The organism is Arthrobacter sp. UYEF20 (assembly GCF_040546335.1).
GTDB lineage: Bacteria > Actinomycetota > Actinomycetes > Actinomycetales > Micrococcaceae > Arthrobacter.
This window is the reverse complement of the sequence record NZ_JBEPNP010000018.1, coordinates 77884-98235: the sequence shown is the minus strand read 5'-3', so window position 1 is coordinate 98235 and position 20352 is coordinate 77884. Positions and strand designations below refer to the sequence as shown.

Genomic DNA, 20352 nt, shown 5'->3' with positions numbered 1-20352 from the left:
TTCACGGCATCGGACTTGAACTCATCGGAATAACTAGGACGGGAAGACATGGGCACAATCCTTTCAAACTGTGTCTCACATCAGTAGTACACCTCGGTACTGGTTCATGAGGATGTAGTTGACGTGGTCGACCAGCACGCTGCGAACCGAAGAACGCTCGGATGGGTCACGGTGCCAGGTAGTTCGCACGGCCTCCCACAGCTGCGGGTATCGCATTCGCTCCACCTGCTCGACCAGCCACGCGGGTCGCGGCCATGGCGGAACATCCTCGATCGCCCTCCGCGTCTGCTCGTCGAGGTCCGCGAGGTTTATCGGGTCGGAGCGGTCAATCGGGTTTCGCCAGACTGTATAGGTGACGCTCGCTGTCATTTCACTGTATCCACGCGCGTCCTGACCGTATCCCAGACCGACGGTATCCGTGTCCTCCAGCGAGGGCTGGGACATGAGTCCCATCACCGGAATGGGCATGAGTTTCAGGCGCTCAGCCTGCTCGACACGAGGGTCGGGCGCGTCTTCGGGGAGAATTCCAGCCACTCTCATGCCTCGATTATGAACCAAACACGTGATCGGGAGCCTGTATGTGTGGAAGAGATTGCCGAACGCCCACCGGTCCGGTGACCGTTCCGCTTGCGGGAACCTATTAGATTCGTTCGTAGCCTTATCTCAACCAGAAGGTTCTCCATGTCTGAGTCGAAGATTCCACTGGTAGGGAGGGACACGGGTCACTCGGTACGGTCCAGGGTGACCCGATAGCCCATCGTCAATGGATCGTCGTTTCGCCCCCGTCGACGACGAGGGCCTGACCATCCCGGAGGGCCCAGAAGGGCTGATGTTCTATGTTGTATCGTGCTGCGACTTCCCCGAGGACTTCGGTTTCTGGGTGGTCAGGCGAGGAAAGGTGCGGCACGACGGGACGGTCAAGGATGCCCAGGCCATCGAACTCCACGTCGTCGTACGTGGTTAGACAGTCTTCAACTGAGTCACATCGTTCCAGTCCGGCTAGATTCGGGGCTAACACGCACGCTCCTGCGCTGAAGCCCGCGTAGACAAACGCATCCTGCTGAAGGCCATGCACAATCACATGGTCAGCGCCTGATCGTGCCATTGCGGCACGCAGAGTGAAGACGTTTCCGCCGCGTACCCACACGAACGCCGGGTCCCCGAAATCAGCCGCTATCGATTCCGCGTCGTGCTCGCGCAGGTCGAAGTTGTCTGCGGTGAGGTTGAGTGTTTCGAGATTGGCAATCTGACGTTCGGTGTCTCGCCGGCGTCGATCGTCGTCGAGCCCGTCAAGCGCGTTCATAATCACCCACCCCCGCCGGTCGCCGCGTACGAGCCCGGAGAGCAATTCGGGATGATCGCCGAGTTGATATGACGAGAGATAGAGCCGCACAACAACCATTGTCGCAGTGGAAGGCCCTTCACGGCGTCCCACAAGTGGTTCCGTAAGCGGAACGGCAAAACCGCCATTTCAAGCTGCGACTTAACCGCCATTTCGGGTTAACAGTCACAGTTCGAATCTTCCGGGAACTACTCTCGTGAACGGTCGTTTACGCACAGCCTGAAGTCCAACTACTTGATCGAAGACATCGGCGTTTGGCCGGTGGATCCCCGCCTGTGACTGTTCGTTGAGAATGGCGGTTATTTCACCGTTGAAATGGCGGTTTTGCCTGAGGCCCGAGGCCCGACTCAGTGCGGGGCGGTCTCCCTCCTGATTCACAATATGCGTTCTTGTCGGCGCTCGGGGGTGGACGGGTGCAGGCCCGGACGTGGTCCTGGGCGGTTGGCTACCGGATCCGGACGGGCAGGGTGCTGAACGAGAGCCGGTCCCGCAGCCGTGCGGCTTTCGGTGTTTCAGCGGTGCAGATCGGCGCTGGCTGTCTCTGCCTCGGCGACGGTGTTTCTTCCGGCGGCTTTGGCAGCGTACAGGGCGACGTCGGCCTCCTTCAGGAGCTGTTCGGTGCTGGCGCGGTGTCCGGATGAGTAGGCCGATATGCCCGCGCTCAAGGTCAGGACGCCGAGGGGACGGCCGGAGTGCAGGATTCCCATGGCCTGGACCGCCGCCCTTGCCCGTTCCACGGCCATTCTGGCCCCGGACATCGTCTGGTTGTGCAGTACGAGGAGGAATTCCTCTCCGCCGTAGCGGTAGACGCCGTCGCTTGTCCGGGCATGGCTGGCGAGTGTGTCCGCGACGGCCTGCAGTGCAGCGTCGCCGGCCGGATGTCCGTAGAGGTCGTTGTAGCTCTTGAAATTGTCGACGTCGCAAAGGGCGACGGAATAGTCCTGCCCGTACCGCTCGCTGCTGTTTTGCAGCCGTTCGATGTCTTCGGAGAGCTTGAGCCGGTTGTGGAGCTTGGTCAGAGGATCCCTGCGTGCCTGTTCGGCCAGTGCGGTGCGGTAGCGGGCGAGGTCCGTGTGCAGCGACGTTACCCTGAGTGCCACGAGAAGGCGGGTGTGAAGGGTGAAGGGGTCCAGGGGCTTCGTCACGTAGTCGTCAGCCCCTGCCTCTAGCCCTGCCAGGACATCGTCCTGCGACCCGTGGGAGGTCACGAGGACAAGGTACGTGTACGAGTTCTTTTCGGTGGCCCGGATGGCGCGGCAAAGAGCCAGTCCGTCCAGGCCCGGCATTTTCAGGTCGGTCACCACAACCTCGGGCCGGTGGAGCTGGAACAGTTCCCAGGCCGCGTCTCCATCGGCGGCGACAATGCATTCGTGCCCGGACTGCTCCACCGCCGCCTTCGCAACCAGCCGCGAAACGTAGTCGTCGTCCGCTACCAGGACTTTCATGGCTTCCCCGCCAGTGCATAGCCCAGCGCCGCTTCGACCAAAGCGAGTTCCGCTTCGAGCCGCGCCAGCAGGTCCGGGTGGGCGTGATCCGGAGTGCCCGCAGTGCGTTCGAGTTGGTGGCAGAGCGCCGCCGCCCGGTTGGCGCCGATGCTGGCCGCGGCGCCCTTGAGCTTGTGGGCGGCCTCTTCGAGGGCTTCGCCGCGGCCGTCATCGAGTGCCCGGCGCAAAGAGTCCAGGCTCGGTTGAATGTCCTGCCGGAAGGCTTCTGCGGCTTGGGGCAGCAGCCCTTGCCCGTCCGGCGCCCCGAGGGACCGAAGGATCGACAGCCTGGCCGGATCGAGTATCGGCTCTTCGCCGGGCGGCGCGAGAGGGGGTATCCATCGAGCGAGGACTGCCTCCAGTTTTGCCAGATCCACGGGCTTGGAGAGGTAGTCGTCCATGCCTGCGGTGCTGCATCGGTCGCGGTCCTCGTCCAGGGCGCCGGCCGTCATGGCGATGATCGGCAGCCGGCGGCCGTTCCCGTCCCGGGCCCGGATCGCACCGGTCGCCTCGAAGCCGTCCATGACCGGCATGTGGCAGTCCATCAGCACGGCTGCGTACCGGACCTTCCCGGTGGCGGCGACAGCCTGTGAACCGTCCTCGACCAGGTCAACCTGGTATCCCAGCTTCGCGACCATGCCCCGCGCTACGAGCTGGTTGACTTCGTTGTCCTCGACGACGAGGATCCTGCCGCGTGAGGGGCCGCTGTGCTGCGCGGGCTCGGTGCGGACAACTGCTGGCCCGGACACCGCCGCGGACGGGGCGGCCACCAGGCGCATGAGACGGTCGAACAGCGCTGAGCTGCGCACGGGTTTGGTCAGCCATTCCCGGACCCCGGCCGCGGCAAGCTCTGCCCTGTCGACCTGCATCGTGGAGGTCAGCATGATCATCCGGGCGGACACCGCGGCTCCTTCGGTGCTGAGGATGCGTGCAAGCTCCAGCCCGTCCATGTGTGGCATGCACATGTCCAGGACAGCGATGTCGTAGGGCCGTCCGGCCGCTTCCTCTGCCCTGGACCTGACCAGCGCCTCCTGGCCACCCGTGACGGTGTCAGGCTTCATTCCCCAGCCCGCCAGCTGCGATTCAAGGACCAGGCGGTTGGTCGCGTTGTCGTCCACGATCAGCACCCGGAGCCCGGTCAGCAGATCCGGGGGGAGAATGGCCGCGGCAGGGGCCGCCGGCGCAACAGGCAGCGGGATGGTGAACCAGAAGGTGCTGCCCTGGTCCGGGGCGCTTGAGACGCCGATTTCCCCGTCCATGGCCTCGGTAAGTCGACGAGAGATCGCCAGGCCGAGGCCGGTTCCGCCGAAGCGGCGGGTGGTGGACGCGTCGGCCTGGGAGAAGGATTCAAACAAACGGTCGTGATCGGCGGTGTCGATCCCGATCCCGGTGTCACGGACTTCGAAACGCACCGCGACACGGTCGGCGTGCGCCTCCACAACGTGGACGCGGATTGCGACCTCGCCGGAGGCGGTGAATTTCACGGCATTGGAGGCCAGATTCAGCAGGATCTGGCGGATGCGGCCCGCATCGCCGACCAGCCGCGCCGGGACGTCGGGGCGGCAGTAGGCGATAAGCTCGAGCCGCTTGGCCTGCGCCGGTTCGGCCAGGAGGACGGCGACTTCTTCGACGAGCACGCGCGGATCGAACGGGGCGGGGTCCAGGTCAACCTTGCCCGCCTCGAGTTTCGAGAAATCCAGGATGTCGTTGATCAGCGTCAATAGGGCTTCGCCGGCGCCCTTGACGCCGTCGGCATACTGGCGCTGCGTCTCATTCATGTCCGTCGCCAGCAGCAGCGAGGTCAAGCCGATGACGCCGTTCATGGGAGTACGGATTTCGTGGCTCATCGTCGCCAGGAACTCCGATTTGAGACGGCTCGATTCCTCCGCCGCCTCACGGGCGACCAGCAATTCCGCTTCGGCAGCCCGGCGGGCGGTGATGTCCTGGGCAATTGTCGCTATTCCACGGACGCCATGCTCGCCCCGGATGGGTGAGACGGTCATCGAAACAGGCAGCATGGACCCGTCTTTCCGCACACGTTCGGTCTCGTAGCTGCAGGCATCCCCGCTGTCAAAGACACCCTTGATGGTGGCCAATTCGGACTCGCGGTCCTGGTCGCGCATGAGGAAGCTGCGGTTCCTGCCGATCACCTCGGACGCCGCGTAACCGTAGAGTCGTTGCGCCCCGGGGTTCCAGATCGTGATCAAACCCTGCCTGTCCGAGCCGAGGATCGCGTCGTCCGAGGAATTCACGATCGCGCCCAGGCCCTCCAGCTGCGCGGTGCGCTCGGCCACCTTCGATTCAAGATCACGGGTCAGCGTGACGTTCTGATAGATAATGACAAACTGGCGCACCACGACCAGCATCACCACGGTCAGCCCGGTGAGCAGGAGGAATGGATCGTTTTCCTCCCTCAGGCGGCCCGGGGACACAAGGATTGCGACGGCGACAGGGACGTAGGGCAGCAGTTCCAGCGCCAGGGTGTACACGCGCCGGTCGGTCCGGCTCCGTTCCGTGTGGCGGGCCAACGGAGCCAGCGCTATCAGCTGGAACGCAGAGACCCATCCCGCGGCCAGCGGCGTTCCGGTCACCCCGGTGACGCCCTCGAAGGTCAGCCGCACGTATGCGCTGTCGGTCAGCGCCAGGACGAGCAGGCCGCCGCCCAGGCAGAGCCACCGCAGCCGGTCTCCGGGCGCACTGCGCATGGTCAGCACCAGAACCAGCGAACCCATGAGGACATCAACGACCGGGTATGCCACTCCGGTGAGGTGGGTGAGAAGATCCCCGCCGTCGGCACGGGATACGGGGCCAAGCACCGTGGCCCAGCTGATGAACAGGACTGCACTCGCGATCACCGCCGCGTCCAGCAGGGTCCGCATGAGGGCGACGCCGGAGCCCTGAGGCCGCGGGAAGGAAAACAGGGCAATTGCCGCCGGTACCGCGTAGCCGAGAAACGCGGCGTCCGCCAGCGACGGGAACGGATAGACGTTGTGTTGGGTGAGGCCGAAAAACGTCCAGACCCCCTGCCCTGCCGCCCAGAGGGAGACGGCGAGGGTCATGAACCGCCAGCCCCGCGCGTTTTCGCCCGGGCGCCGGGCAGCACGCGCGCAACTGGCCACAGCGACGAGCACGGCCAGCAGAATGGTCAGATCACCGACGGTCAACGCCAGGGTCGTCCCCGGGACAGCGGCCAGGAATCCGGCCAGGGCTGCAACGGCCGTGCAGCCGGCAGCGATCAGCCAGCGTACGGGTACGATACGGGACGCTCTCATGCGCGGCGCAGCGACGCGGCGGCGGGAACACCGGGAGGAAAGCCCGGCAGGGCATCCGGTGGTGTGTGGGAAAGCCGGAGTGCCAGGGCGCGGTACGCGCGCCGGCCGCCCTCCGCTGCGCGGAGCCAGGCCGTCTGTGTCCCGGCCGCGTTCTCCCAGACCCGCGCGACCTCCAGGCCGATCCGTGGCGCAGCGGGCATGCCCAGCTGAATGCGCCAGCCGCCGGGCAATACTGCTGCCCGAAACCCGACTGACGCCCCGCCCCTGGAGATGTCCACCAGCCCGTCCACGCCCCCGCCCGGGATGACGGGGGTCCGGACCACCGCCACGATCTGGTGGTGGTCGACGGATTTCCGTGCACGCCCGATCCGCTTAACCACGGCGGTTCCGGCCGGTTGACGAGCTAACATTCATTTCCCAGCTGCCGGACTTCATATTCAGATGATGGTCAATCTACCGTCCCACACCGGGGGGAAACGCGTCCGGCGCGTTTGCGCAGGAGAACCGAAGGATCTGCACAGCATCCCCCGCCGGGGCCATTCCCGGCGCCGGAGATGCTCCCGGACGGTTCAAGGAGACCCCAGGAAAACGTCCGGATACTCGGTTGATGGCACCGGTCACGAAATAGATCCAAGCTGGGGTGCGTCCGTGCAACGGGTTGGTGACGGTTCCGGCGTGACCAGTTAGACAGAAACAACCGGGCGTGGTCGGGCCCGGACGGGGTCTTGTTTGCCGGCTGCGATTAGGCGGCGGACGGGCCGGCGTGGCACCGATCGCGACCAGGACGCCGGTGAAGACGGTGAAGCCGCCCAGCAGAGGCGGGCAGGCTGGGCAACTACTCGCACTGCTCGTTCAGCCTCGAAGGCACCGGGCGCTTCACCCCGCTGCCGGGTGCGACCCCGACTTTCGGCGCCGTCGTCGACGCCGCGCTGTCCGTGCATCCGTACGAGACGCCGGCGTTCATGACCTCCCGGGCGATGCCGGCCTGCCGGACAGAACAGGCACCGCGGACTAGCACGGCCGGATGGTGGTGCGGGGGGAAGGGCATCGCCCCCCAGACGGTATTCCGCGGCAGTACTTCGCGCGCAGGCTACCGTGAAGTGCCATTTCGAGGAAGACGGGGGCCTCAGCGGCCCCGCAGCGACGCCGCGGCCGGGACGCCGGGCGGGAAGTCGGGCAAGGCCCCGGCGGGTGTGTGGAAGATCCACAAAGAGAGCGCGCGGTAGGCAGCCCAGTCGTCGTCGACCGCCTTCAGGGATGCGATCTGCGATCCGTCCGGCTGCTCGATGACCCTGATGACCTCCAGTTGGACCGGTCCGGACATCGGGAGCCGGAGCATGACCGGGCCCGACGGCGGCAGCGTTCCCTGGGGGAACCTGACGGCCGCGCCCCCGACAGAGATGTCCAGCAGCTCCCCCGGGACTCCGTCACTTTCAACCGGGGCCGTCACTTCAACGCGGTGCCCGTTGCGGCGGGAGGTCGAGAATTCCGCGGCGCGGATACGCCGTGTCCCGAGAACCAGGACGACGCCGGCGAGGACCAGCCACGCGCCGGACGCGACTGTGGAGCCGGGCGAGGTACGCCAGGGAACCAGCCCGGCGAGCCCTGCCGCCGCGTAAAGAATCATCCCGGTGATGAGGATAAACATCACTATCAGGATGCGCGGCGTCCGGCCCCGGAGCCGAAGATCGGCGGCGCCCTTTGGCGTTACCTCGAACTCGAGGATGTTCCGGGACATCAGCCACCACAGGCACGCCAGGCCCACCGGGACGCGGAAGATCCGCAGGGCGAAGGCCGTGGGCCAGTGGATTTCATTGCGCATGAGCTGCTTGGAGCCCCACAGCCGGACGATGAACATGACGATGAACACCCCGGTGAAGAGCACCGGGCCGGCAGTGGACGTCTGGGCCCCGGAGAGCATCACCAGCACGGGAATCAGGAACGCCACCAGCGTGGCAATTCCTTCAAGCCACCACAGCGTCCCGTTGAGGTATTCGTGGTAGTTGCGCCACGACATCCAGCTTTTCGCCGCCCACAGCCGTTCATGGACAAGGATCTGCATGGCACCCATGCCCCAGCGGCGGCGCTGGAGCAGGTACTGGTCCGGTGTTGCCGGGGCCAGCCCGACAGCCAGCGTCTGGTGGTGGTACACCGTCCTCCAGCCGCGGCGGATCAGTTTGAGGGTGGTGTGCATGTCCTCGGTGATGGTCTCCGTGGCTACGCCGCCCACCTCCTGGAGTGCGCTGACGCGCAACAACGACGTCGATCCGCACCAGAAGGGCCCGGCGCCGGGAACGTTGCGGGACGGCATGAGGACGTTGAAGAACATGCCCTGCTCGCCGGTGATTCCGTCGTCGTCGAACGCGCCCCCGTTGTAGAAGGACTGGGGGCCCTGGATGAGCGCGACGTCGGCGTCGTCGAACCAGCCCAGGGTGGCCGTGAGGAAGGTCGGCAGCGGGACGTGGTCGCAGTCCAGCACCGCGATGATGTCGATGCCGGGTGCGCCCGCCGCCTTTTCCGCGGCCATCAGGTCCAGGGCATGGTTCATGTTTCCGGCCTTGGCGTGGTCGTGACGGTCGCGCCGGACGTACCGCGCACCGTACGCGGCGCACATCTGCTCCACCCAGGGCCGGCCGCCGTCGTCGAGGACCCAGGTTTCATGGTCCGGGGCCAACTCGCAGGCCGCCGCGACAGTGGGTGTCAGAACTTCGATGGGTTCGTTGTAGGTGGGAATCAGGACCGCCACACGCATGCCGTTGGGCGCTTCGGTGACCGGCTCGGGCGGGTTGCTGTCGATGTTCCAGACGGACGCCGCCTTCAGAATGAGGCCTGTCAGCGGCAGCGCTTCAAAGGCCACCAAAATCCACGCGATCGTCAGGTTCCAATCGCCGGACGGCATGGTGAACAGCACCCGCCAGATCAGGTAAAGAACCAGCACGAAGATGGCTGCGAGACCGCCGATATGGGCCAAGCGCCGGGAGCGGGGCGCTTCGGATCCCGGAGGCCCCAACCGGGCAGCCCAGCCTGCAATGCCTGCCCTGGACAGGGCCTTGGCCCCGACAGGTGCGCTCCGGGAGACCACGAACACTTCTTCTGCGCGCAACCGGACATTATCACTAAGCACGAGATCTCCCTCAGCTCGATCCGTTGCTCTACATGGGGAGCCTAGCAACCGGGAGGACACGCAGCGGACCGCCAGCGCTAAAACTCACACAAGAATGCGCATCGGAGGGCCGGCTTACGTGCTGGTTGCTCAGTTGCACCTTGGACCAGCTGCTGATCGCCCGTTAGACCTTCCCCTTACGGATAGGGGCGGCCGTGCAGACGACTTTGGACATTTCGTGCAGTCGTCTTTGGAAAATGACATCACAATCGCGGTTTCCCGCAGAACGGCGCGGCTTTCCGGCCCCTCGCTTCAAGCGCCGCCATTCTCGATTCAAGGTGTTCTTGAAATCCTTCGTTTGTGAGAGCCACGATTCAGATGTGGTCTGACTCAGGCATGACAAAGCCCGTGCTCGGCGACTCCCCCCAGGCTCAGCCGCGCGGCGCCGGCAAATCGAGGTTCCAGTGGCGCGAGACCATCAGCAGCCACCCGGTGTCGTCCCCGTCGCGGCCAAGGCCCACGGGTCCTGGTGTGATGTAGAACCGCGAGACGACGCGCTGCGAGCCTTCGGCGTCTCCATAGAGCACGTCGACGGCGAAGCCTTCGCCGGCGGCTCCCTCCGTGGCGTTACGGTAGTCGGCCGACTCCGGGTCCCGGATGGCGACCTGGCAGAAACCGGCGTCGTTGGACGGCACGTAGATGTCGCGTGTCAGCCGGTGGAACTCCTCGACTGGTACCAGCGGAGCCCTGGCGTCCGGTGGCAGATGCCAGCCGTGCAGGATCGCCACCCCCGGGCCGGCGTTGCGCACAGACATAACCAGGTACACGGTGTTGTCGGCGATCTCGAGGGCGGCGTGGCCACCCTGCACGACCATCCACTTGCCTTCCATAAACCGCACCTTCTGCGGGGCATCCGACCAGTTGGAAGGCAGCAGGATGGGGCGCAAACCGTTCAGCAGTGCGCGCTCGGCCAGCCGCGCCGACCGGTTGGCTGACCTCGTGGAGAGGAACGTCGCGACGGCGAGCACCGTCGTACCGAGAGCGGTGCCGAGGTTGGCGAGTAGAACCCAGTCGACCATAGACAACATTCAACGCCATCCCCAGCCTCGCCAGCAATCGACACCGGACGTCTGCAGAGTCAAAGCAGGCGTGGCGGCTGAGTAGGTCAGCAATCGAATTCCTGGCTGGAGCCTGGGGGAGACCTTTCGTGGGCCTCACGGGGAGACATCCGTCCTACCGGGACAACCTGTCACAGCCAACTCACCGTAGGGCTCGGCACGGTTGTGTGAGCGCCTGGCCTCTTTGAAGGGCCGCGTCGGTGACGAGGTTCATCGGGCCGATACTCAACGGCGGGGACATCGCTCCTCTTCGTCGCTGACAAGAAGGTCAGCTGCCCGGCCGTGCAAGACGAGGTGACCACGGCACTCACGGCCGCGGTACCGAACCTGAAGATCCGGACGACACACTCCGGCGACTTTCACGACCGGTTCTGGATCGCCGATCGAACTCGAGGCGTCATTCTTGGAACGTCGCTCAACAAGATCGGCAGCAAGATCTTCTTCATTGACCGGCCGACATCCAGCGACGTCACAGCCGTCCTTAACGAGATCGAACTGCTTCTCGACTAGTACAGATCTAGCCACCAATCGGGAAGGCTCCGAGCCCCCGAATCAGGCCCGACCAGCTGTTATCTCGCATGAGCGCCCCCGAGTCCCGCCCGCTTGTGGTTCCCCTTGCGGGCACCTCCCTGAGGGGTCAACGCGGGCGCTCTCACGCTATGACGTGCCCGCTGGAGGTCCGGCTTATAGGACACGATGGGAAGGTCACCGCGAGCATCCGGCACGCGCTACGAGCTGGTGCTGGATGCCAGCACGCCCAGGCCGAGTGCAGCGATGATGCCGCTGCTGCCGCGTTCGAGCCAGCTGCTCACTCGGGGGCGCTGCAGCCAGGCCATTGCCTTCGCCGCCGTGATGGATACGGCCACCAGATAGAGGAAACCGATGGCGCTTTCGACGGCGCCCAGCACCATGGCGGTGTCCAGTGTGTTGCCGCCGTGTGGAATGAATTGTGGTACGACGGCGAGGTAGAACAGGCCGACCTTGGGGTTGAGCAGTGTTGATAGTGCGCCGGCGCCGAACCCTGCCTTTCGGCTGTAGTTTCGGCGGGGAGAGTGCCCGGCCGTTGCGGAGGTTGCTGTGCGGCGGCCCCGGATCAGCGACGAGACTCCCAGGTACAGCAGGTACAACCCGCCTGCGATCTTTAGCCAGCGGAACACCTCCGCGGAGTCCTCCAGCACGGCGGCGAGCCCCACGCCCACCAGCGCGGCCCAGACCAGGGATGCCACAGCTGAGCCGAGCGCCGCCGCAATGCCGGCCCCGGCACTCTGCAGCGAGATCCGCAGCACCAGGAAGGTATCCGGGCCGGGGGTGACGGAGAGCAGCAGGCACAGCCCGGCGAAGGCCAGCAGGGTTACAGCAGTCATGAGCACCATTGTCCGGGTGCTGGCTGCCTGGTTGCAATTGCAGCAATACGCCGCCCGGGCCGTAGATCGGATAATGCCCTGAAAACGGTCCCCGCTGCGCTCTGGCCCCCGCCGCTCCTCCACTAGGTTGAGGCGACTAAGGGTTTCGTTTGCGGGCACGACGCTCGGTACCCGCGGACAGCGGTCGGTCGGCTCACCGTGCGTCCGTTCAACGTCCGTCTTTCGGGTGGTTCAGCTGATCAATCGTGGCGGTTGTCAATCTGCCGCGCGCGCCATGATGACGACGGCTGCAGGGGCCACCTCGTATTATTTGCCATGGAATCTTTCGGTGAATGTCGCCGAAGGATCAACTACATTCCGATGTATGACTGCAAATGATAAGTCCGAGTTGCCGAAGCTCGGCGGTCCCGCCGCTCGCGCGCTGGCAGACGCGGGCATAGCGTCCATCAGCGATGTTCGACGCTATTCTCTCGACGACATCGCGCATTTGCACGGCGTCGGTCCGAAAGCTGTCAGGCTACTTCAACAGGCTCTCGATAAAGAAGACCCATAAGCGATGAACGTTCCCCTTTCGATGATCGCGCAAGACCTCGGATTGTCGTGTTCGCCTTGCACCTACGTCTGTCAAAGATCGGCCCCGGCTGGCGTTGGGTCGTCTGCGGTGGACACCCATCGGGGCCGCGCGGCACGATTGAGAGGCATCAACGACCGGAGAAGCCCATGCACGTCATCCGCGTAACGACCGACCTCACGGTGCCCGACATTGAGGAGGCGAGGGCGTTCTACGCGGACTATCTCGGGCTCAATGGGGAGGACATAGGGCTCGACTGGGTCAGAACGCCGCCATAATTTGGTAAAAGCCATACCTATTGGTGGCCACCTGTTCCTAGGTAGAGTGACAGGCAGCCGCCCGAACCGACCCGCAGGAGGAACGACATGACGCAGTACATGATCTCGGTAGGCCACGACACGGCCGAGGCCCCGACGATGCAAACCATGGACCCCGCCGTGATCCAGCCGATCCTGGACGCGGTCGATGCGTTCAACGACAAACTCCGCGCCGAGGGCTCTTGGGTATTCGCCGGCGGCCTGCACCCCATCCAGACGGCCACCACGGTCGACAACACCGGCGACACACCGGTCGTGACTGACGGGCCATACGCCCAGTCCAAGGAATACCTCGGCGGTTTCTGGGTCATCGAGGCCAACGACCTCGACGCCGCACTGGCGTGGGCCAAAGACGCCTCCAGAGCATGCGCGGCCCGGGTCGAGGTTCGCGCGTTCCAGGACGCACCCGCCTGAACGGAAACCCACCCCGGAGGCAAACGCTCAAACCGGAAAGTTCTCCCACAAGGAAGGCAGCCTGGTCATGATCTTGCTACCGCACACCACACCTTCGGCACATGCGACGGCCATACGGTGCACATGTGGCCGCCACCCGAGTACCGGAATCAACGCACGCTGAAGGGTCCTCCATCGCAACATCCGATCTGAGCTGTCCCGCTGAAGGTTCCCCATTCGGGACTGCCACGCCTCGAAGCCTCGACCACTCCACACCATGATTCAGTGGCAGGTCCGCGACCGGCTTACGGGGAGGTGGCAGCCCGCCGGGTTGTAGGCTGCGAGTATGCGGATTGAAGCTGTCGATGAGCGGGATAGCTGCTGGGAGCAGCATGCGGGCAGATTCTGTGTGTACTTCTTCCAGGGGCCGGGACCTGGCTTGGCTGTTTCCACGTTTGACGTCACGGATGCCACGTTCTTTGAAGTAATGGCCTGGGCGGACAATAGCGCCGAGGGACGCATGTTCTCGGTGGCGCTCGTTGCTGCCGATGAACGGGGCAAACCGGGACTGATCTGGCTCACCGGCGATGACGCGAACGACGGACCGCTGGAGGACGGCAACGGGGTCCAGGCCCGCCTGCGCGCCGAAATGGTTCAACGTTCTTGAGGATCCGCTGACACCGCCGCTTAGGGACTGGCAGGATAAGGTCCATCAGATCGTGGCCGGCCCGGCAGGAAAGGCGGTTCAACATGTGGCAGCGCTTCCACGGGCACGGCCGCCCGGAGGGGTGGATCGAGCTGACCGAGAACGGCTGGGGCGCAATCGCCGCCTGGTTCGCCGGGCCGGAGAACGTGACGCGCGAGCCCATGGGCGAACGCACCGACATCGTCAGGGTTGCCTGCGAGAGGGCAGACGGCACCGTCACCTCCTGGGAGGAGACCATCACGGAGGAGGACATCCGGGCCATCGAAGACGACATCGACTCCTACCTCACGGATTCCGGGCTGCCGCCGCGGCCGCGCGGCTACCGCTGGTTCCTGCGCCTGCCCGGCGGCGTACGGGACCAGGAGGACTTCTGGGGCCAGCTCGGCGAGGCCGACAGCCGGATGTCGCATACGAACCGGGACCTGGTGCGCGAGGCGGCCAACCTCGGGGCCACCATCAGGGACCTCTACGCCGGGAAACAGGGATCCTGACGGTGACCTTGACCCGGTGGTGGCGGTCCGGCATGCGGTCCTCGTTCGTGCGCCTGTCCGCAATGGCCATCCGGTGGGCTAGCGCGTGAGCATGCACAGACAGGAGGAGGAGCCCCGGTTTGTCTGGCCGGGCAACGACGAGATCCTTCACCGTCGGCACTCGGCGAAGCCGCGCCGGGCTCATCACCGGGTCACGTTGGGGGCCTATGCGTTCATCAAGGGCTGGCTGGTGTCCTTCGGGGCATGGTTTGCCTTTTCCCTGCTGGTCACCATCATCGATTCGTTCTCCTCGCAGACCTCCCTGGCCTGGAGCCTGTGGGGCGTGGTGCTGCTGTTCAGCTTCTTCATCGCCGTGCTGATCGGGGCGCCGGCGGCGCTGGTCCTGAGTTTGCTGCTGCGTCCGGTGCGCCGGCAGTGGATCCACGTGCTGGCGTTCGGCGCCGGGTTCGCCCTGCTGACGACGGCGATCGTCTACCTGCTGGTCCCAGGCACGCCCGCGGCTCTTCCTCTCGGCCTGGCCGCGGTGGTGGGAACCGCAACCGGGCTGGGACGGTCCGCGATTCGGCACGACGTGGATGAAGCTCGTTTAGAGATCTAGGATGCGCCGTAGCCCGCGATCGACCTCGTCCATGAGGCTGTCGGGGATCTGACCGCTGTAATCGCCAAGATCGGACTTATTGAGGGTTACGACAGCGGTCACGTTCACGACGGAGTCGCGGGGCAGACCGATGGAAACCGACGGCAGGAACACATTGCCGGGCATCGTCGCCAGTGCCGTGTTTGAAGTGATGACGGCGACTAATACGGTTGCCAGTCGACTCTCGTTGTATGCGTTCGACTGGATCACGAGGACGGGGCGACGCTTTGCCGGACGGCTGCCAATGACCGGACCTAATTCGGCCCAATACACTCCGCCACGTTCCCTCACCATTCGTTGGAGGCATCGAGCAGGAGTCGGTGGCCTGCCTCAACAGCGGCGTCGCTCGATTCGTCACCCCCGCCGGTCCGCTCCAGCGCGGCATCAATCTGCTTAGTCACTGACTCAGCGTCCAGTTCCTTGAGATAGTGGTTTGCCGCACGAGCGAAAAACTCCGAACGGCTGAGGCCGAGGTCCCGCGCGCGACGCGAGGCACGTTCAAAGGTATCGTCGGGAAGCGAAATCGCAGTCTTCATAAACAAAGTATAACCCGGTATGACCCGGTCGTCGCGATTACGGTTCCTCAAACGGGTCGGCCTGGACCAGCGCGGTTGTGGCAAGAGTAGTACCCGGGTACCGGTTATACCTGCTGGGGAATGTCCCGTCGACCGATGTACGTGTAGTGGGCACTCCGTAGCGTGAAAGAGCAACGCAGGGCACACACAAGGTGGTGGCCCCGCACCTCCAAACGGAATCGAGACTCACCATGGCTTCGCGCTCAAAACGCTATGTTTACGCCGTACTCTCGGTCGGGTTGTCCCTCCTCACGGTGGTCGCGCTGGCTTTCGCCGGCACCGAGGTGGCGGATGCAGAAAGCCACGTCCGGCCGTCCGCTCAGGGGCTGAAAGACCTCCCTACGAATCGGCCCTCCTCATCCGGCGCGATAGTTGTAGCCGTTGTCCTGGGTTCGTCGGGCACCGTGGGGAGCGACGTGCTGGCTCCCTACGAAGTGTTTGCCAGCTCCCCGAAGTTTTCCGTGTACACAGTCGCAGCGCAGGCCGCCCCTGCGCCCATCGACGGAGGTCCGGCCATAGTGCCCACGTACACGTTCGAGGATGTCCGATCGGGCAGGGCCCGGCAGCCGGACGTGGTCGTTGTCCCGGCCGTCGGCACCCCGGAGGGCGCGGAGGAAGCCCCAATGCGGGAGTGGATCGTGGAGCAATCCGGTCGCGGGGCCCGCATATTGGGCGTCTGCAGCGGATCGATGGTCCTGGCCGGGACGGGTCTTTTGCGCGGACATAAGGCGACCAGCCATTGGTCGCGTCTGGGTGCTCTGAAGCAGAATCATCCCGAGGTCCAATGGATGGGAGGTCTGCGGTTCGTCCAGGACGGCATGCTCACCACTACCGCCGGCGTAACGTCCGGTATCCCAGGCGCTTTGAAAGTCATGGAAGATCTGGCGGGGGCTGAGGAGGCCGAACGAGTCGGCCGGCTCGTGAATTACCCGGGCTGGTCAGTCGCTGCACCGGCCGGGATACCTTTCCAGTCCTTCGACGCCGGGGACATTCCCGTCGGACTCAACGCCCTGATCCCGTGGTTCCGGCCCACGATCGGAGTGGGGCTCTTCAACGGGGTGAGTGAAATCGACGTCGCCAGCGCGTTCGAGGTCTACAACGTCTCCTTCGCAGCCCGGGCAGTGGCGGTCGCCCCCACGGACACAGTCACCACCAAACATGGGCTGATTCTCCTGACCGTCCCGGAACGGCAAGCACCTGCCGTGGACCGGGTCATCGCACCCGGCAGGGCTCGGGACCAGGACATTGACCCGCAATTGAGGGACTGGGCCGCGTCCCGCAACGTGCCCGTCGATGCCTTTGCCGGCGCCGGCGGGGTGCTCGGATTCGACGGCGCCATCGAGTATCTGGCGCAGCATGCCGACCGTGCCACCGCGCTGTCCGCAGCCAAGATGATCGACTATCCCACGGCGCATCTGAACCTCCCCGCTGGAGGGACATCTGTCCGGGTTCCTGTCCTGTTCGCGCTCGGCCTGCTGCTCGCCATTCTCGTCGGTTCCCTGCCGGCGATCATACGAACCGCTATCCGCCGCCGGGCACAGGGGCAGATGACATGACGCCGCACCTGCCGAATTCCCCCCCTCCGCCCAGCTGATTCCCTGGGCGGGGCCGATCACGCCGGCCCGAAGCGCCGGTCCGGATACTTCTACGTTGCCAAGCATTTCGCCGTGATGGTCGTGTTGATGTACGCGGGAATGTTCGTGCTGGACCCCCTCTACGATCTTGTGGCGGGCCTTGCCGGAGTCAGCGACCCGTGGGGTCGGCTGCCTGTGCTGTCAAACGTCGTTATGGCGCTCAACATGACCGTACCGATGGCCCTCTACATGCGGCACAAACGTCATAGCTGGCGGGCAATCTGCGAGATGACGGCAGCACCCGCAAGACACACGTTGCCCACGCGCGTTCGACAACTTCAGCTGAGGGGTCGCATCATGGACAGCCCCCACATGCCCGGGAAGAAACGCACCCTCACAGCCGGGGGTACAAATTGCTTGGTGCTGGACAAGAGGATGGTTTTGTAATGCCGTTGGATCAGCTTTCCGCAATGCTCGCCTGCGCACTTCTGGCTGGCCTGACCAGCTTCCAGGGCGCGCTCATCGCCGGAGCCCCGCTCGGGAGGATGGCGTGGGGCGGACAACACCGTGTCCTCCCTGCCAAACTCCGAATCGGGAGCGCCCTCTCCATATCCGGGTATGCCCTCTTCGCCTATGCAGCGCTGGCCAAGGCAGGTCTTGTCCCGCCGTTGGTCAGCGAATCCTTTACGGCGATCACCGTGTGGGTGATGACGGCATACTTCGTGCTCGGCGTCCTCATGAACGGAATCTCCCGCAGCAAACCTGAACGCCTCATCATGACCCCCACCACGCTGGTCCTCACAGCCCTCTACCTGGCCCTTGCACTCCAGTGATCTCCAGCAGGGCTTGCAGGACCGGCAAACTTGAGCTTCGGTCCTGTCGGCGCCCGCCAACAAGACCGCCACCTCCAGAAAGAAGACCTAGGGACCCTTATGCACTCCACGACGGGTAGAGTCCGGAGCATGACCGAGACAGGGACACTACACGCCTGGCAGCATTGCCGGAAGTGGCCTTGACGGCGCCGGTTTCGTCGGGCGAACCGCTTCGGCGAGGCGGATGGCGCTCCCGCCCGCGCATTATCGACCTCCTGGCCGCCGCCGCATATACAGGGCCGGCCCTGGCAGCAGCCGCTATCGTTCACGAGGCCGAAGGTCCAGGGTTCCTTCTCCCATTGCTCGCGGTGGTGGTTTCCGGCACTGCACTTTTGCTCCGGCGGCAAGCTCCAATGTCGTCGTTGGCGGCCACGGCCGGCGTCATGCTCATCACGTTCTCGGTTCCGGCGAGCTTCGCGGCGGTGGCGGCGGCCATGGCGCTGTACGCCGTCGCCGTCTACCGGTCAGCGCGGCACGCCGTCTTTGGCCTGCTGGGTACCAGCGCAATCCTCCTTGTCGCCGCGGCACTACAGCCCTGGTCGATGGTGGACCTTGGCCAGGCCGTCCAGGCGACTATCGTGCTGGTGATCGCGACACTGATCGGTCTGAACGTACGCACGCGCCGCGGCTACGTAAACGCCCTCGTGGACCGTGCAGACCGGCTGATTCGTGAACGGGAGCATCTGGCCAGCATTGCAGCCGCCGCGGAGCGCAACGCGATCGCCCGGGAGATGCACGACATCGTCTCGCACGGATTGGCTGTGATGATTTCCCTGGCGCATGGTTCTGCGGAGATTGCCTCCACTGATCCTGCCCGCGCCGTCCAGGCCATGCGTCAGGTCGCCGAGACGGGGCGCGTTGCGGTGGCGGACATGCGCCGGATGCTTGGAGTTCTGGACGAAGGCAACACCGGGGACTTGGCCGGCGCAGTAGCACCTTCGCCCGGGGTGGCGGAGGTCCCCGATTTGGTGGAGCTTTTCCGTTCTGCGGGCCTTCCGGTGGTCCTGCATTCGGCCGGTCTTCCTCCGGGCGACCCCGGGATCCAACTCGCTATCTACCGGGTCATCCAGGAAGGGCTCACCAATGCGCTTAAGTACGCCAGAGCAGCAACAGCGGTCACGGTTCGCGCGCAGTTCAGCGCCCAGGCGATCATGGTCTCGGTGACCGACGACGGCCAACCGGTGCTCTTCCGTGCCGACCATGCTGGGCGTGGCGTCGTCGGAATGCGTGAGCGCGTCGAACTGTATGGCGGCACGCTGCGCGCGGGTCCTCTGGGCAACGGTGGATGGTCCGTGACCGCCCGGTTCCCACCGCAAAAGGGAGCCCCATGGCAACGGTAGCTGCCCCTCCCACGCGCCCCATCCGGGTGCTGCTGGTCGATGACCAGACACTCGTCCGAATGGGATTCCGCATGGTGCTGGATGCCCAGGACGGGATCGAAGTTGCTGGCGAAGCCGCTGATGGCAGGATTGGCATCGACATGTGTCGTACCTTGGCACCGGACGTGGTGCTGATGGATGTGCGGATGCCGGACACGGACGGCATCGCCGCGACCCGGCGCATTGTCGAGGAGTGTCCGCAGTCACGGGTCATTGTCCTCACGACCTTCGATCTCGACGAGTATGCCTTCGCGGCGCTCCGGGCCGGTGCCAGCGGTTTTCTGCTCAAGGACGTCGGACCAGCTGAGTTGCTCGCGTCCATTCGAGCCGTCGCCGGAGGAGACGCCGCCATTTCCTCCAGGGTCAGCCGCCGGATGCTGGATCTCTTCAGCCAAAGGCTTCCCTCCGGTCCCCCCTCCGGGGGTGACGAAGCCGTCGCGGCCCTGACACCAAGGGAACTGGAAATCCTCTCCGCCATCGCCGGCGGACTGACAAACACAGAGATCGCCGAACGGATGTTCGTGGCGGAGTCAACGGTGAAAACCCATGTGGGCCGAATCCTGATGAAACTCGGGCTGCGGGACCGTGTGCACGCCGTCATCTTCGCCTACGAACACGGCTTGACCGGCCACCGCCGGCCGGACTGACTGTGGGAGGACTGGGGCGAAGCGTCACTCTGTGTGCAGTCTGGGCTGCTTGCTGGGCAACGAGCCGCAGACTTGAAAAGCGGCGTCGGCTTAGCCGATGAGAACCCACCGAAGCCTGAGTCCCGTTTACGGTTCCCCTTATGGGACAGGTTAGTTCCCCTTGTGGGACAGGTTAACGGTCAAGCAAACTCTCGGCAGTCCCCCGGAAATAGTTCCTCCGCCGCCTCCCGCGAGGATGCTGGTCGCCAGCTCAGCGGCCGGTGCGCATCCGATCACGTGTGCAACTCACAACGGCGGACAAGTCGAGCCCGTAGGTCGGCCCTTCGCCGAAACCGTACTCCCCGAGTCGGGCCGCACCGCGCTCGAAGAGCCGCTGCGCGCCAACGCTTTTCCCCGGGCGGCGTGGGTGAGCCCGGCGCAGATCGGGTCCGCGAGCCGGTGACGTGCGCCGCAGGTGGTGCGCGCCCGGTTGCCGGCCCTAACGAAGAACGTTCGGCGGCCGATAAG

General features: G+C 64.9%; 20 protein-coding genes. 10 read left to right on the top strand and 10 right to left on the bottom strand.

From position 1 onward, the window contains the following. Positions 1 to 75: 75 nt before the first annotated feature. The 7 genes from ABIB26_RS18140 to ABIB26_RS18110 form a co-directional block, all read right to left on the bottom strand. Positions 76 to 534 (bottom strand): hypothetical protein, encoded by a 459-nt coding sequence (locus ABIB26_RS18140; RefSeq protein ID WP_354246228.1) that lies wholly within the window; start codon positions 532 to 534, stop codon positions 76 to 78. A gap of 226 nt (positions 535 to 760) precedes the next feature. Then, the gene (locus ABIB26_RS18135) at positions 761 to 1393 is read right to left on the bottom strand and encodes a Type 1 glutamine amidotransferase-like domain-containing protein (protein WP_354246225.1); all 633 of its coding nucleotides are present in this window, start codon (positions 1391 to 1393) and stop codon (positions 761 to 763) included. Between the two features lie 461 nt (positions 1394 to 1854). Beyond that, positions 1855 to 2787, bottom strand: a complete 933-nt coding sequence (locus ABIB26_RS18130) for a GGDEF domain-containing response regulator (RefSeq protein ID WP_354246222.1) — start codon at positions 2785 to 2787, stop codon at positions 1855 to 1857. Beyond that, complete coding sequence (locus ABIB26_RS18125; RefSeq protein ID WP_354246219.1) at positions 2784 to 6098, bottom strand: hybrid sensor histidine kinase/response regulator; 3315 nt, start codon at positions 6096 to 6098, stop codon at positions 2784 to 2786. The genes ABIB26_RS18130 and ABIB26_RS18125 overlap by 4 nt, the downstream gene beginning before the upstream one ends. After that, entirely contained in the window at positions 6095 to 6478 is a 384-nt protein-coding gene (locus tag ABIB26_RS18120) for a hypothetical protein (RefSeq protein WP_354246217.1), read from the bottom strand. The genes ABIB26_RS18125 and ABIB26_RS18120 overlap by 4 nt, the downstream gene beginning before the upstream one ends. Positions 6479 to 7224: 746 nt before the next feature. Further along, entirely contained in the window at positions 7225 to 9222 is a 1998-nt protein-coding gene (locus tag ABIB26_RS18115; RefSeq protein ID WP_354246215.1) for a glycosyltransferase family 2 protein, read from the bottom strand. 410 nt (positions 9223 to 9632) lie between these two features. Beyond that, positions 9633 to 10280, bottom strand: coding sequence for a hypothetical protein (locus tag ABIB26_RS18110; RefSeq protein ID WP_354246213.1), 648 nt, complete (start codon positions 10278 to 10280; stop codon positions 9633 to 9635). A 333-nt stretch (positions 10281 to 10613) separates the two neighbouring features. Here ABIB26_RS18110 and ABIB26_RS18105 point away from each other — a divergent pair, with 333 nt between their 5' ends. Next, positions 10614 to 10829: a hypothetical protein gene (locus tag ABIB26_RS18105; protein WP_354246210.1), complete on the top strand. Its 216-nt coding sequence runs from the start codon at positions 10614 to 10616 to the stop codon at positions 10827 to 10829. A gap of 218 nt (positions 10830 to 11047) precedes the next feature. On the opposite strand, the gene ABIB26_RS18100 is transcribed toward ABIB26_RS18105, so the two are convergent. After that, a complete protein-coding gene (locus tag ABIB26_RS18100; RefSeq protein ID WP_354246208.1) occupies positions 11048 to 11683 on the bottom strand; it encodes a LysE family translocator in 636 nt (211 codons plus the stop codon). A gap of 274 nt (positions 11684 to 11957) precedes the next feature. On the opposite strand from ABIB26_RS18100, the gene ABIB26_RS18095 reads away from it, so the two are divergent. From ABIB26_RS18095 to ABIB26_RS18075, 5 genes are all read left to right on the top strand, one after another. Further along, positions 11958 to 12236, top strand: a complete 279-nt coding sequence (locus ABIB26_RS18095; RefSeq protein WP_354246239.1) for a helix-hairpin-helix domain-containing protein — start codon at positions 11958 to 11960, stop codon at positions 12234 to 12236. A gap of 383 nt (positions 12237 to 12619) precedes the next feature. Beyond that, entirely contained in the window at positions 12620 to 12985 is a 366-nt protein-coding gene (locus tag ABIB26_RS18090) for a YciI family protein (RefSeq protein ID WP_354246205.1), read from the top strand. Between the two features lie 325 nt (positions 12986 to 13310). After that, positions 13311 to 13631, top strand: a complete 321-nt coding sequence (locus ABIB26_RS18085; protein WP_354246202.1) for a hypothetical protein — start codon at positions 13311 to 13313, stop codon at positions 13629 to 13631. An 83-nt stretch (positions 13632 to 13714) separates the two neighbouring features. Then, positions 13715 to 14161, top strand: a complete 447-nt coding sequence (locus ABIB26_RS18080) for a DUF5956 family protein (protein ID WP_354246200.1) — start codon at positions 13715 to 13717, stop codon at positions 14159 to 14161. 85 nt (positions 14162 to 14246) lie between these two features. Continuing rightward, positions 14247 to 14759 carry a hypothetical protein gene (locus ABIB26_RS18075; RefSeq protein ID WP_354246197.1) on the top strand — a complete coding sequence of 171 codons (513 nt, stop codon included), beginning with the start codon at positions 14247 to 14249 and terminating at the stop codon, positions 14757 to 14759. On the opposite strand, the gene ABIB26_RS18070 is transcribed toward ABIB26_RS18075, so the two are convergent. Further along, complete coding sequence (locus ABIB26_RS18070; RefSeq protein ID WP_354246194.1) at positions 14748 to 15071, bottom strand: type II toxin-antitoxin system PemK/MazF family toxin; 324 nt, start codon at positions 15069 to 15071, stop codon at positions 14748 to 14750. The genes ABIB26_RS18075 and ABIB26_RS18070 overlap by 12 nt on opposite strands. A 14-nt stretch (positions 15072 to 15085) precedes the next feature. Then, positions 15086 to 15334, bottom strand: a complete 249-nt coding sequence (locus ABIB26_RS18065) for a ribbon-helix-helix domain-containing protein (protein ID WP_354246191.1) — start codon at positions 15332 to 15334, stop codon at positions 15086 to 15088. A gap of 230 nt (positions 15335 to 15564) precedes the next feature. Here ABIB26_RS18065 and ABIB26_RS18060 point away from each other — a divergent pair, with 230 nt between their 5' ends. The 4 genes from ABIB26_RS18060 (at position 15565) to ABIB26_RS18045 (ending at position 19845) form a co-directional block, all read left to right on the top strand. Continuing rightward, positions 15565 to 16929 (top strand): DJ-1/PfpI family protein, encoded by a 1365-nt coding sequence (locus ABIB26_RS18060; protein ID WP_354246188.1) that lies wholly within the window; start codon positions 15565 to 15567, stop codon positions 16927 to 16929. 464 nt (positions 16930 to 17393) lie between these two features. Next, positions 17394 to 17780, top strand: coding sequence for a hypothetical protein (locus tag ABIB26_RS18055; RefSeq protein WP_354246186.1), 387 nt, complete (start codon positions 17394 to 17396; stop codon positions 17778 to 17780). Positions 17781 to 17953: 173 nt separating this feature from the next. Then, positions 17954 to 19159, top strand: a complete 1206-nt coding sequence (locus tag ABIB26_RS18050) for a sensor histidine kinase (RefSeq protein WP_502913704.1) — start codon at positions 17954 to 17956, stop codon at positions 19157 to 19159. After that, positions 19147 to 19845: a response regulator gene (locus ABIB26_RS18045; RefSeq protein ID WP_354246181.1), complete on the top strand. Its 699-nt coding sequence runs from the start codon at positions 19147 to 19149 to the stop codon at positions 19843 to 19845. Before ABIB26_RS18050 ends, ABIB26_RS18045 begins: the two co-directional genes overlap by 13 nt. Positions 19846 to 20352 lie beyond the last annotated feature (507 nt).

Bases quoted from the DNA above. Each gene is read 5' to 3' on its own strand.
- ABIB26_RS18125 (WP_354246219.1), bottom strand. From the start codon at position 6,098: ATGAGAGCGTCCCGTATCGTACCCGTACGCTGGCTGATCGCTGCCGGC.
- ABIB26_RS18090 (WP_354246205.1), top strand. From the start codon at position 12,620: ATGACGCAGTACATGATCTCGGTAGGCCACGACACGGCCGAGGCCCCG.
- ABIB26_RS18080 (WP_354246200.1), top strand. From the start codon at position 13,715: ATGTGGCAGCGCTTCCACGGGCACGGCCGCCCGGAGGGGTGGATCGAG.
- ABIB26_RS18110 (WP_354246213.1), bottom strand. From the start codon at position 10,280: ATGGTCGACTGGGTTCTACTCGCCAACCTCGGCACCGCTCTCGGTACG.
- ABIB26_RS18095 (WP_354246239.1), top strand. From the start codon at position 11,958: ATGATGACGACGGCTGCAGGGGCCACCTCGTATTATTTGCCATGGAAT.
- ABIB26_RS18045 (WP_354246181.1), top strand. From the start codon at position 19,147: ATGGCAACGGTAGCTGCCCCTCCCACGCGCCCCATCCGGGTGCTGCTG.
- ABIB26_RS18100 (WP_354246208.1), bottom strand. From the start codon at position 11,683: ATGACTGCTGTAACCCTGCTGGCCTTCGCCGGGCTGTGCCTGCTGCTC.
- ABIB26_RS18085 (WP_354246202.1), top strand. From the start codon at position 13,311: ATGCGGATTGAAGCTGTCGATGAGCGGGATAGCTGCTGGGAGCAGCAT.
- ABIB26_RS18065 (WP_354246191.1), bottom strand. From the start codon at position 15,334: ATGAAGACTGCGATTTCGCTTCCCGACGATACCTTTGAACGTGCCTCG.
- ABIB26_RS18055 (WP_354246186.1), top strand. From the start codon at position 17,394: ATGCCGTTGGATCAGCTTTCCGCAATGCTCGCCTGCGCACTTCTGGCT.
- ABIB26_RS18060 (WP_354246188.1), top strand. From the start codon at position 15,565: ATGGCTTCGCGCTCAAAACGCTATGTTTACGCCGTACTCTCGGTCGGG.
- ABIB26_RS18130 (WP_354246222.1), bottom strand. From the start codon at position 2,787: ATGAAAGTCCTGGTAGCGGACGACGACTACGTTTCGCGGCTGGTTGCG.